Source organism: Hydrogenophaga flava NBRC 102514 (genome assembly GCF_001571145.1).
Classification (GTDB): domain Bacteria; phylum Pseudomonadota; class Gammaproteobacteria; order Burkholderiales; family Burkholderiaceae_C; genus Hydrogenophaga; species Hydrogenophaga flava.
The window spans coordinates 1-12,161 of the sequence record NZ_BCTF01000025.1 but is presented as its reverse complement, the minus strand read 5'-3'; the positions used below and the strand labels follow the sequence as shown (position 1 = coordinate 12,161).

Genomic DNA, 12,161 nt, shown 5'->3' with positions numbered 1-12,161 from the left:
CACCCTCGCACCAGAGTGAGTTCCTACAATCGCGGGATCATGAAAACGCCCGTCTACACCCGCGCCCAGGCGCTGCCCCAGATCCTGTCCCAACGCATCGCCATCCTCGACGGCGCCATGGGCACCATGATCCAGCGCTTCAAGCTGGGCGAGGCGCAGTACCGCGGCGAGCGCTTCAAGGACTTCCACAAGGACGTCAAGGGCAACAACGAACTGCTGAGCCTGACCCGCCCCGACGTGATCCGCGACATCCACGAGGGCTACCTCGCGGCCGGCGCCGACCTGATCGAGACCAACACCTTCGGCGCCACGACCATCGCGCAGGAGGACTACGACATGGCCCACCTGGCGCGCGAGATGAACCTGGCCTCGGCCCGCATCGCGCGCGAGGCCTGCGACAAATTCAGCACGCCCGACCGGCCGCGCTTCGTGGCCGGCGCCCTGGGCCCCACGCCCAAGACCGCCAGCATCAGCCCCGACGTGAACGACGCCGGTGCGCGCAACGTGACCTTCGAGCAGCTGCGCGCCGCCTACTACGAGCAGGTCGAAGCGCTGGTCGAAGGTGGGTCCGACGTGCTGCTCGTCGAAACCATTTTCGACACGCTCAACGCCAAGGCCGCGCTGTTCGCCATCGACGAATACTTCGAGAACAGCGGCGAGCGCCTGCCCGTCATCATCAGCGGCACCGTGACCGACGCCTCCGGCCGCATCCTCAGCGGCCAGACCGTCACCGCCTTTTGGGCCAGCGTGCGCCACATCCAGCCGCTGGCCGTCGGCCTGAACTGCGCGCTGGGCGCCACGCTGATGCGCCCCTACATCCAGGAACTGGCCAAGGTCGCGGGCGACACCTTCATCAGCTGCTACCCCAACGCCGGCCTGCCCAACCCGATGAGCGACACCGGCTTCGACGAAACGCCGGACGTCACCAGCCGCCTGCTGCACGAGTTCGCGGCCGAAGGGCTGGTGAACATTGTCGGCGGCTGCTGCGGCACCACCCCCCAGCACATCGGCGCGATCCACGACGCCGTGGCCACGCAGGCGCCCCGGGCCGTGGGGCGGGCGGTGTTCTACAAAGAAGCGGCCTGACCCAGACCGTGCTGCCGCTGCCGGTCGAGCGGCGACATTCCATTTTTTTCTGAACGACCTTCGCCTTGTGAGAGCGGAACTCCGCCCCCACAATCGCGGCTCCCATCAAGGGGAGTAACCAGCCCGCCACCGGACGCACTGTCCGGCTTCGGCGGGCGGGGTATCCGTCAGTACGCGGCCTTCAGCGCAAGGCCGCCGGATACCCCGGGCAGGGCGCCACGCCCGGTCCCGGCCAGACCTTGGAGGGTGTTCTTCATCCGATCAACACCGTCCTCAAAAAAAGGTCTTGTCCATCATGGAAACCATTGCACCCCTCTGGCTCTGGGGCGTCTTCGTCGCCTTCGTGCTCGCGGCCCTGTTTGTCGACTTTGTCGTGCTCAAGAAGCAGGGCGCCCACGCCGTGGGCGTGAAGGAGGCGCTCAACTGGTCGCTGGCCTGGATCGGCGTCAGCTTCCTCTTCAACGGCCTGCTGTGGTGGGCCATCAAGGACACCACCGGTTCGACCGCGATGGCCAACGAGAAGTCGCTGGAGTTCCTGACCGGCTACCTGATCGAGAAGAGCCTGGCGGTGGACAACATCTTCGTCTTCCTGCTGATCTTCACCTACTTCGCAGTGCCGCCGGCGTTCCAGAAGCGGGTGCTGATGATCGGCATCCTGGGCGCCATCGTGCTGCGCACCATCATGATCCTGGTGGGCGCCTGGCTGCTGGAGCAGTTCCACTGGATCCTCTACGTCTTCGGCGCCTTCCTGATCCTCACCGGCATCAAGATGTGGTGGGCCGCGGGCAAGGAAGAGAGCCTGGACGACAACCCTGCGCTCAAGCTGCTGCGCCGCGTGATGCCTGTCAGCAAGAACTTTGACGGCGAGAAGTTCTTCACCGTCGAGAACGGCAAGAAGATCGCCACGCCGCTGCTGATGGTGATCGCCATGGTGGGCCTGACGGACGTGATCTTCGCGGTGGACTCGATCCCGGCCATCTTCGCCATCACCAAGGACCCGTTCATCGTGCTGACCAGCAACGTGTTCGCCATCCTGGGCCTGCGCGCCATGTTCTTCCTGCTGCAGGCCGCGGCCAGCCGCTTCCACCTGCTGAACTACGGCCTGGCCGTGATCCTGGTCTTCATCGGCAGCAAGATGATGCTGATCGACGTGTTCAAGATCCCGGTGGCCGTGTCGCTGGGGGTGGTGCTGGGCATCCTGGCCATCACCATGATCTGGAGCGCCAAGACCGCGCCCAACACCTGATCACGAGGCCCCGGGAAACCGGGGTTTTTTTTTGTCTCACCGTCGCCCGTCGGGCGTCGGCATCAGAGAGTCGATTTCCTGCTGCATGGTCTGCACCAGCTGGCTGTAGACCTTCAGCTTGTGCCCGCTGTCGCGCAGGCGCTCGGCCAGGCGCTGGGCCACGGCGGTCATGAGCTTGGCGGCGGTGGCGGGCTGTTCGGCCGTCACCGCCTCCAGGGCATCGCGTGTGAGCACGGCGCAGACCACGTCGGTGCTCGCGGTGCAGGAGGCCGAGCGCGCACCGCCGTCGACCAGGGCCATTTCCCCGATCAGGCTGCCCGGGCCCAGCACGGTCACGGTGACCGGGTTGACGCGGCGCGCGATCAGCGTCTCCACGGTGATCTCGCCTTCGAGCACCAGCACCATGTAGCCGGTGTCGGTGGCCTCGCCCTGGCGGATGATGGTTGTGCCGCTCCTGAAGCGCCGCGGCCGCATGAAGCCGACCACGGTCAGCGCCTCGGCCTCGCTGAGCTGCATCAGCGCGGTGGGCGCGCGCAACAGGCGGGCGGCCTCGTGCGCGGAGGACGAACCGTCCACGGCGGCCTGGCGGTCGGCCGGCAGGCGCGACTCGGGGTGTTCCCGGCCACGCGCGCCGAACAGTCGGTCAAAGAGGGACATGCCGGCATTGTGCCGTGGCGGCCTGGTACCTGGTGTGACCAAGTGCGCGCCGCATTTCAGGGCAGTGGAATCCACTCGTCGTGGTCGTCCGGCGGCAGCGCGAAGCGGCCTTCCCGCCAGTCGGCCTTGGCCTGCTCGATGCGTTCCTTGCGTGAGGACACGAAGTTCCAGAACATGTGGCGCTCGCCCAGCGGCTGGCCACCGAAGACCATCAGCGTGGCGCCGTCGGCGCCCGCGGTGACGGCGTCGCCATCGCGTTCGCTGTCTCCGGTGAAGACCAGCAGCTGGCCGGGTTCCGCGGTGGTGTCGCCATGGGTCACGGCGCCGCGCGCCACGTACACCGCCTGCTCGGCGTGGCCGCCGGACGGGGCGAGTGTGGCGCCGGGTTGCAGCTGCGCGTGCAGCGCGAACAGCGGCGAGTGGGTGCGCACCGGTGTGGTCTGCCCATAGGCGCTGCCGGCGAACAGGCGCCACCACACGCCGTCTGCTTCCTGCTCAGGCATCAGGGCCTGCGGGTAGTGGGTGAAGGCCGGCTCGCACTCTTCGTCGGCTTCGGGCAGCGCGACCCAGAACTGCATCAGCTCCAGCCCGCCGCCCGCGAACGATTCGGGGTGGGTGAAGCGTTCGGAGTGGCTGATGCCGCGGCCGGCGGTCATCCAGTTCACGTCGCCCGGTTTGATGTCCTGCCGGATGCCCAGGCTGTCTCGGTGGGTGATCATGCCGCTGAGCAGGTAGCTCACGGTGGACAGGCCAATGTGCGGGTGCGGCCTCACGTCGGCGGCGCGCACATGCTCGGGCGCCAGCGTCACCGGGCCGGCGTGGTCCATGAACACGAACGGACCGACGTGGCGGCGCTTCGCGTAGGGCAGCACGCGCCGCACCGTCAGGCCGTGGCCCAGGTCGCCGGGGCGGGCGGTGATCAGCATCTCCAACATGTCAAAGCCTCCCCATTCTTCCGGACTGGAAATCGACAAACGCCTGCTGGATTTCCTGCGGCGTGTTCATCACGAAGGGACCGTAACCCACGACGGGTTCGTCGATGGGTTCGCCGCACAGCCACAGCAGCGTGGTGTCGGCCAGCGCGGTCAGCTGCACGCCTTCGCCCGCGCGCTCGTAGACGATCATTTCGGCGTCGCCGGCTTCCTGGCCGTCGGCCGTCTTCACCCGGCCCTGGTAGACCAGCGGCACCGTGGTGTGGCCCTCGGGCGCGGGCAGGGCGACGGTGTGGCCGGCTTTCAGTTGCACGTCCCAGACCTGCATGGGCGTGAAGGTGTTCGCCGGTCCGGTGGCGCCGTCGAACGTGCCCGCGATGGGCCGTACCGTGCCTGCGTCCTGACCGTTCACATCGGTCAGCGGCAGCGTCGGAATCTGCGCGGCCGTGATGCCCTGGTAGCCGGGGGGCGCCATCTTGTCGCGCGCCGGCAGGTTCACCCACAGCTGCACCATGCGGAAGGGGCCGCCGCTGCGGCCATAGGCCTCGCTATGGAATTCCTCGTGCACGATGCCCGCCGCGGCGGTCATCCACTGCACCTCGCCGGGGCCGATGGTGCCGCCGCCGCCGGTGGAGTCGCGGTGGGTGACCTCGCCGTCGTAGACGATGGTCACGGTCTCGAAGCCGCGGTGCGGGTGCGCGCCAACGCCGCGCCGCTTGGTCGTCGGCTCGAACACCACCGGGCCGCCGTAGTCGAGCATGAGGAAGGGCGAGAACGCGGCGGGGTCGTCGTTGTACGAGAACAGGGTGCGCACGGGAAAACCGTCGCCGACCCAGTGGCCCTGCGTGTTGCGCTGGATGAATGACACGGACTTCATCGTGGGGAGTCTCCTTTTCGAAGGCGCATTCTCTGTCGGCCCGGCGTTCAGCGCGACCCTCAGGGACAATCCCGGGATGCGTATCTCTGACTTGCGCGAGCGGCTTCAGTCCCTCGGCGCCCTGCCCAAACACCAGCACCGCGTGCTCCGCCTGTGGAGCAACGCCCTGCCGCAGACGGCGGGCAAGCGGCAGATCGAACACTTCCTGCCAGCCACGCTGCGCGCCGCGCTGCCGGCGCTCGAAGCCGAGCTGGCCGGCCTGGCGATGCTGGAATCCGCCCACCCGGGCGACGATGGGTCCGAGCGCCTGCTGGTCAAACTCGGCGACGGCCAGCTGGTGGAGAGCGTGCTGCTGCTGCCCGACCGTACGCCGGGGCTGTGCGTGTCCACCCAGGTGGGCTGCGCGGTGGGCTGCCGCTTCTGCATGACCGGCACCACGGGGCTGATCCGCCAGGTCGGCAGCGCCGAGATCGTGGCCCAGGTGGCGCTGGCGCGCACGCGCCGGCCGGTGAAGAAGGTGGTGTTCATGGGCATGGGCGAGCCCGCGCACAACCTGGACAACGTGATGGAGGCCATCGAGCTGCTGGGCACGGCCGGCAACATCGGCCACAAGAACCTGGTGTTCTCCACCGTGGGCGACCCGCGCGTGTTCGACGAACTGCCGCGCGGCGCCGTCAAGCCGGCGCTGGCCCTGTCGCTGCACACCACCAGGGCCGATCTGCGCCGCGATCTGCTGCCGCGCGCGCCGCTGCTCACGCCCGAAGAACTGGTGGAGGCCGGCGAGGCCTACGCCCGCGCCACTGGCTACCCCATTCAGTACCAGTGGACGCTGCTGGACGGCGTGAACGACGGCGATGACGAGATCGAAGGCATCGTGCGCCTGCTCACCGGCAAGTACGCCATCCTCAACCTGATTCCGTACAACACCACCGAAGGCATGCCCTTCACGCGGCCGAGCTGGGAGAAGGCCGCCAACATGGCGCGGCGCCTGCACCGGCGCCACATCCTGACCAAGCTGCGCATGTCCGCCGGGCAGGACGTGGACGGCGGCTGCGGTCAGCTGCGGGCGCGTGCGGAAAAGCCCGAACGGCCGCTCCGGCGCACCGTGCCGATCCAGCCGGTGGCCTGAACGCACTGGCGCGAAAAGCTCGCTACCACACTTTCTATTTGGGGCTTAAGCCCATGCCAATCCGGTCGATAGTGAAGAGACCGGTGATTCGATTTGTTACGACTGAGTGCGTTTGGTCGACAGGATCACTGTTCATTCACTCACTTCGAGCACTTTGGTATGCGTGTCCTGTTGCATCCCCATGCACCGCTGGCAGAACGGTCCGGTGGGCTCGGCGCCTGGCTGATGCAGCCCTTCGCCCGGTTGCTGCCCGCCTCGTCCCGGCCGGCGGCGCCGCCCGTCCTGGAGGAGGTGGCGCAGCGCCTGAGCCAGGCGTCGGCGCTGTGGTCGACCCACCTGGGCACCGCGCAGGACCAGATGCACGAGGCCACGCAGACCCTGCTGGGCGGCTTCTCCGCCATCCTCCAGACGCTCGACGCCATCGTCTCCCCCGAGGGTGAGGCCGGCGATTCCGCCGCCGAGGTGGACGCCAGGGCCGCCATGCTTGGCAGTTGTGAGCAGCAGCTGCGCGAACTGTTGGACACCTTCTCGCACCTGGTCGCCTCGCGCGACGGCATGATGGGTTCGGTGCGTTCGCTCTCGACCGCGTCGCACAGCCTGGCCCAGATGGCCGAGGACGTGAGCAAGCTCGCGCGCCAGACCAACCTGCTGTCGATCAACGCCGCCATCGAGGCCGCGCGCGCCGGCGAAAGCGGCCGCGGCTTCTCGGTGGTGGCCGCCGAGGTGCGCCGCCTGTCCACCGAATCCGGCACCACGGGCAAGAACATCGCCGAGCAGGTGAGCCAGTTCGGCAACCGTGTGCGACATGCCCTGGAAGATGCCGATGCCCACGCACAGCGCGATGCCCAGGCCGTGAACTCTTCCGGCCAGCTGGTCAACGACGTGATCGCGCGCGTCGACAGCACCGTCTCCGATCTCAATGCCCGTGCGACCGAGCTGCGCCAGCGCGGCGCCATGGTCAAGGCCGAGGTCGAGCAGCTGATGATCGCCTTCCAGTTCCAGGACCGCGTGCACCAGATCCTCGACCAGGTGCGCAACTCCATGGCCCAGGCCGCCGATCGGCTGCAGGGCGCGCTGGCCGACGGGCGCGTGCCCGACGCCAGCGAATGGGAGGCCCTGCTCACCGCGGGCTACACCACCGACGAGCAGCGGCAGGCCGCCTCCGGCGGCGCGGCGGGCTCCGCCGGCAGCAGCACCGAAACCACCTTCTTCTGACCCCCCTCCGACCTCCGGGAGCCTTCCATGGCCAAGACCATACTGATCGTCGACGACTCCAGCTCACTGCGCCTGGTGGTGAAGCTGGCCCTCAACCGCGCGGGCTACGACGTGCTCGAAGCCGGCGACGGCAAGGAAGGCCTGGCCCAGCTGGAGAAGGCGGGCAAGGTGCACCTGATCGTCAGCGACGTGAACATGCCGGTCATGGACGGCATCGCCTTCGTGACCGAGGTCAAGAAGCACCCGCGCCACAAGTTCACCCCGGTGGTCATGCTCACCACCGAAGGGCAGGACGCCAAGAAGGAGCAGGGTCGTGCCGCGGGCGCCAAGGCCTGGATCGTCAAGCCCTTCAACCCGCCGCAGCTGCTGGACGCGGTGTCCAAGCTGATCCTGCCGTGAAGGGGCTGCCATGGACACCCAGCGCAGCCTGCCCCCCGAACTGACCATCTACACCGCCAGCGAGCTGTGCGCCCAGGCGCGCACCTGGCTGGCCGAGAACACCACCGACGGCGGTGACGCCTGGGCGCTGGAGGCCTCTGCGGTCGACCAGGTCGACGCCGCTGGTGTGCAGCTGCTGCTGTCGCTGGCCCGCTCCCTGGAGGAGCGCTCGCAGGCGCTGCGGCTGAACCAGCCGAGCACACCGCTGGTGGAGGCCTGTGCCGCCCTCGGGTTGGCCGGCTGGCTGTCCGACCGAACCGAACAGGGAGTCACCGCATGAGTGCACAGGACGCCGACCAGAGCTTCATCGCCGAGGCCTTGCCCGCCTTCATCAGCGAGTCGGGCGAACAGCTCGAAGCCATCGAACACCTGCTGCTGGAGCTGGAAGACCAGCCCGACAACGGCGAACTGCTGGGGGCGCTCTTTCGCTGCGCCCACACCGTCAAGGGATCGGCCGGCATCTTCGGTCTGGACGAGGTGGTGGCGTTCACGCACCACGTCGAGACCCTGCTGGACCGGCTGCGCGACGGCCTGGTCGGCTTCACGCCCGACATGGGCACGCTGCTGCTGCAGTGCAACGACCAGATCCGCTTCCTGATCCGCCTGGCGCAGTCGGGCGGGGCGGTCAGTGCCGACGAGGCCGCGGCCCGCGCCAGCCTCGAAACGCGCCTGCAGGCCTTCAGCGGTGACGCCCCGGCGGCCTCTGCGGTGGCGGCAGGGGCTGCGCCCGAGGCGGTTGCCGACGGCGACAGCGCCACCCGGGTCTGGACGCTGCAGGTCGGCTTCCTACCCGACACCTTCCGCAACGGCATGGACCCGCTGGCCATCCTCAACTACCTGCGCGGTCTGGGCGCCATCACCCGCATCGAGTGCGACCGCTGCGCCGTGCCGGGTCTCGACACGCTCGATCCGGAAAGCTGCCACCTGGCGTTCGGCTTCGAGCTGGAGACCACGGCCGATCAGGCGGCGATCGAGGCCGCGTTCAGCTTCGTGCGCGAGGACTGCACGCTGCAGATCACTCCACCGGCGCAGCCGCAGGCCTGCGCGCCGGCCGCCATGGTGGCGGTGACCGCACCGGCCGACACCGCATCCCTTGCGCCCGCCACACCCGCCACACCCGAAGCGGCCCGGGCACCGGCGGCGGGCACCAAACCGCGCGAGGGCGGCGAGGAGCAGCGCTTCATCCGCGTGCAGGCCGACCGGCTCGACGCCGTGATCAACCTGCTGGGCGAGCTCGTGATCGCGGGCGCCGGCGCCTCGCTGCTGGCGCGCCAGTCGCGCCAGGGCTCGCTGATCGAGGCCAACGAACAGATCAACCAACTGATCGAGGAGATCCGCAACGGCACGCTGCAGCTGCGCATGGTGCCCATCGGCGAGACCTTCTCGCGCTTTCGCCGAGTGGTGCGCGACACCGCGTCCGAGCTGGGCAAGGAAGTGCAGCTGGAGATCGTCGGTGGCGACACCGAGCTGGACAAGTCGGTGGTCGAGCGCATCGCCGACCCGCTGATGCACCTGGTGCGCAACGGGCTGGACCACGGGCTGGAAACCCCCGAACAACGGGTCGCCGCCGGCAAGCCGGCACAGGGCCGGCTCATCCTCTCGGCCTGCCACGAGTCCGGCAGCATCCTGATCCGCATCACCGACGACGGTCGTGGCGTGCAGCGCCAGAAGGTGCTGGCGCGTGCCTGGGAGCGGGGCCTGGTGGAGCCTGGCGTGGTGCCGGCCGACGCCGACATCCTCAAACTCATCTTCGCGCCCGGGTTCTCCACCGCCGAGAAGGTCACCAACCTGAGCGGCCGTGGTGTCGGCATGGACGTGGTGCGCAGCAACATCGAGGCGCTGCGCGGCACGGTGCAGCTCACCAGCGAGGAAGGCGCGGGCTCGACCATCGAGATCCGCCTGCCGCTGACCCTGGCCATCATCGACGGCTTCCTGATCGGGGTCGGCGACTCCCGCTTCATCTTCCCGCTCGACGCGGTGGTGGAGGTGATCGAGAGCCGCTCCAGCGCCACCGAGATGGACGCCAGCGGCCGCGGTGTGACCGAGCTGCGCGGCCAGGCCCTGCCGGTGGTGAGCCTGCGCCAGCTCTACGCGCTCGACTCGCCCGAACCCGACCGGGTCAGCATCGTGGTGATCCGCTCGGGCGGTCAGCGCTACGGGGTGCTGGTCGACCAGCTGCTGGGTCAGCACAAGACGGTGATCAAGCCGCTGGGCCGCATGTTCCGCAGCCTGCGTGGCATGTCCGGTTCCTCCATCCTGGGCAATGGCGACGTGGCCCTGATCTTCGACGTGGCCTCGCTGTGCCAGCTGGCGATCCATCCGCCGTCCCGCGCGCGTCCCCGCCCTGCCGTCTTCACCCCTCCCTCTTCGATCACCGAATCCGCTCCTGCCGAAGGACCCTCGCAATGACACAGACACGCACTCCCTGGATCGCCCGCCTCTTCGCTGGCTCCGAACTCGACCAGCTCGCCCAGGCGCTGCAGGACAAGGAACAGGCCCGCGCCGCCACCGCGGCAAAGCTGGCCGAGGTGTTGCACGAGAAGGAACAGATCCGCGCCGCGGCCGAGGCCCGGCTGGCCGAGGTCACCGGCAGGCTCGACCAGGTGGTCGCCGAGGCCGGTCGGGAACGCCAGATCAGCCGGGCGATGGCCGCGGGTGTCGTGACCGCCATCGACACCAGCTACGCCTACATCGAGTTCGACACCCAGGGCCAGGTGCTCAAGGCCAACGGCAATTTCTGCTCGCTGCTGGGCTACGCCGAGAGCGAGATCGTCGGCAAGCACCACCGCATCTTCGTCGACCCGGTCGTGGTGAACAGCCCGGCCTACCGCGACTTCTGGGACGAACTGAACGCCGGCAAGACCCAGGTGGACGTGTTCAAGCGCATCGCCCGGGACGGCCGCGAGGTCTGGATCCAGGCCACCTACGCGCCGGTGAAGGACGACAACGGCCGTGTCACCAAGGTCATCAAGATCGCCACCGACGTCACCCAGTCCAAGCGGGAGGCGGCCAACTGGAGCGGTCAGATCGACGCGATCGGCAAGGCCCAGGCGGTGATCGAGTTCGATCTCTCGGGCAAGGTGCTCAGCGCCAACGACAACTTCCTGCGCGCCCTGGGCTACACGCTGGACGAGATCCGCGGCCAGCACCACAGCCTGTTCGTCGAACCGGCCCATGCGGCCAGCCCCGAGTACCGGATGTTCTGGGACAAGCTCGGCCGCGGCGAGTACGACGCGGGCCAGTACAAGCGCATCGGCAAGGGGGGCAAGGAGGTCTGGATCCAGGCCTCGTACAACCCGATCCTCGACCCCGCGGGCAAGCCCTTCAAGGTGGTGAAGTACGCCACCGACATCACCGCGCAGCGCCTGCAGGCGGCCGACTGGTCGGGCCAGATCGAGGCCATCGGCAAGGCCCAGGCGGTGATCGAGTTCGATCTCTCGGGCAAGGTGCTGAGCGCGAACGACAACTTCCTGGGCGCACTGGGTTACACGCTGGCCGAGATCCAGGGCCACCACCACAGCATGTTTGTCGACCCGGTCGAGCGCGCGCAGCCGGCCTACCGCGAGTTCTGGGACCGCCTGGGCCGCGGCCAGTTCGACGCCGGCCGCTACCGCCGCATCGGCAAGGGCGGTCAGGAGATCTGGATCCAGGCGTCCTACAACCCCATCCTCGATCTCAACGGCAAGCCCTTCAAGGTCGTCAAGTACGCCACCGACGTGACCGCCCAGGTCAAGGCCGCCGAGATGCTGGCTACCGTGGTCGAGCAGGCGCAGGCCGCCACCGCCGCGGCGCGCGAGGGCGACCTGGAGCAGCGCATCCCGGTGGAGGGCAAGACCGGCGCGCCGCTGGCGCTGTGCGAGGGCATCAACGCCCTTCTGGAGACCACCGAGGTGATGTTCGGCGATGTCGGCCGTGTCTTCGGCGCCCTGTCCAGCGGCGACCTGAGCCAGCGCATCGACCGCGACTGCGCCGGCACCTTCCTGCGCGTCAAGGACGACGCCAACGCCACCTGCGAGAAGCTGGCCGGCGTGATGGACGAGGTGCGCTCGGCCGCCGAAGCCCTGACCGGCGCGGCCAACCAGGTCAGTGCCACCGCGCAGAGCCTGTCGCAGGCCGCCAGCGAGCAGGCCGCGTCGGTCGAAGAGACCACGGCCTCGATCGAACAGATGTCGGCCTCCATCTCGCAGAACAGCGACAACGCCAAGGTCACCGACGGCATGGCCACCAAGGCCAGCAAGGAAGCGGGTGACGGTGGGCAGGCGGTGACGCAGACCGTACAGGCCATGAAGCAGATCGCGGCCAAGATCAGCATCGTCGACGACATCGCCTACCAGACCAACCTGCTGGCGCTCAATGCGGCCATCGAGGCGGCGCGCGCCGGTGAACACGGCAAGGGCTTCGCGGTGGTCGCGGCCGAGGTGCGCAAGCTGGCCGAGCGCAGCCAGGAAGCGGCCAAGGAAATCGGCGACCTGGCCGGTCACAGCGTGGACACGGCCGAGCGGGCCGGGCATCTGCTGGGCCAGATCGTGCCCTCGATCCAGCGCACTTCCGACCTGGTGCAGGAAATCGCTGCCGCTTCGC

Annotated in this window: 11 protein-coding genes; 8 read left to right on the top strand and 3 right to left on the bottom strand. The window is 68.6% G+C overall.

Annotated elements, in window-relative coordinates:
- Window positions 1-39 precede the first annotated feature (39 nt).
- Together HFL01S_RS19500 and HFL01S_RS19495 are read left to right on the top strand one after the other, a co-directional pair.
- On the top strand, window positions 40-1,086 hold the full coding sequence (locus tag HFL01S_RS19500; RefSeq protein WP_066261608.1) for a homocysteine S-methyltransferase family protein: 1,047 nt from the start codon (window positions 40-42) through the stop codon (window positions 1,084-1,086).
- A 295-nt stretch (window positions 1,087-1,381) separates the two neighbouring features.
- On the top strand, window positions 1,382-2,332 hold the full coding sequence (locus tag HFL01S_RS19495; RefSeq protein ID WP_066261602.1) for a TerC family protein: 951 nt from the start codon (window positions 1,382-1,384) through the stop codon (window positions 2,330-2,332).
- 36 nt (window positions 2,333-2,368) lie between these two features.
- Here HFL01S_RS19495 and HFL01S_RS19490 read toward each other — a convergent pair whose 3' ends face one another.
- From HFL01S_RS19490 to HFL01S_RS19480, 3 genes are read right to left on the bottom strand one after another with little or no spacing between them, the layout of a single operon-like run.
- Window positions 2,369-2,989, bottom strand: coding sequence for a cyclic nucleotide-binding domain-containing protein (locus tag HFL01S_RS19490; protein ID WP_066261599.1), 621 nt, complete (start codon window positions 2,987-2,989; stop codon window positions 2,369-2,371).
- 56 nt (window positions 2,990-3,045) lie between these two features.
- A complete protein-coding gene (locus tag HFL01S_RS19485; protein WP_066261597.1) occupies window positions 3,046-3,924 on the bottom strand; it encodes a pirin family protein in 879 nt (292 codons plus the stop codon).
- A gap of 1 nt (window position 3,925) precedes the next feature.
- Window positions 3,926-4,798, bottom strand: a complete 873-nt coding sequence (locus HFL01S_RS19480; RefSeq protein WP_066261595.1) for a pirin family protein — start codon at window positions 4,796-4,798, stop codon at window positions 3,926-3,928.
- A 76-nt stretch (window positions 4,799-4,874) separates the two neighbouring features.
- Between HFL01S_RS19480 and HFL01S_RS19475 the strand changes: the two genes are divergently transcribed.
- From HFL01S_RS19475 to HFL01S_RS19450, 6 genes are all read left to right on the top strand, one after another.
- Window positions 4,875-5,927, top strand: coding sequence for an RNA methyltransferase (locus HFL01S_RS19475; protein ID WP_066261594.1), 1,053 nt, complete (start codon window positions 4,875-4,877; stop codon window positions 5,925-5,927).
- Window positions 5,928-6,086: 159 nt separating this feature from the next.
- On the top strand, window positions 6,087-7,142 hold the full coding sequence (locus tag HFL01S_RS19470; protein ID WP_066261592.1) for a methyl-accepting chemotaxis protein: 1,056 nt from the start codon (window positions 6,087-6,089) through the stop codon (window positions 7,140-7,142).
- Between the two features lie 27 nt (window positions 7,143-7,169).
- Complete coding sequence (locus HFL01S_RS19465) at window positions 7,170-7,541, top strand: response regulator (RefSeq protein ID WP_066261590.1); 372 nt, start codon at window positions 7,170-7,172, stop codon at window positions 7,539-7,541.
- Between the two features lie 10 nt (window positions 7,542-7,551).
- Entirely contained in the window at window positions 7,552-7,860 is a 309-nt protein-coding gene (locus HFL01S_RS19460; RefSeq protein ID WP_066261589.1) for an STAS domain-containing protein, read from the top strand.
- Window positions 7,857-9,989: a chemotaxis protein CheA gene (locus HFL01S_RS19455; RefSeq protein ID WP_066261586.1), complete on the top strand. Its 2,133-nt coding sequence runs from the start codon at window positions 7,857-7,859 to the stop codon at window positions 9,987-9,989. The genes HFL01S_RS19460 and HFL01S_RS19455 overlap by 4 nt, the downstream gene beginning before the upstream one ends.
- On the top strand, window positions 9,986-12,161 hold a 2,176-nt coding region (locus tag HFL01S_RS19450), incomplete at its 3' end, for a methyl-accepting chemotaxis protein (protein WP_066261584.1). The genes HFL01S_RS19455 and HFL01S_RS19450, both read left to right, overlap by 4 nt.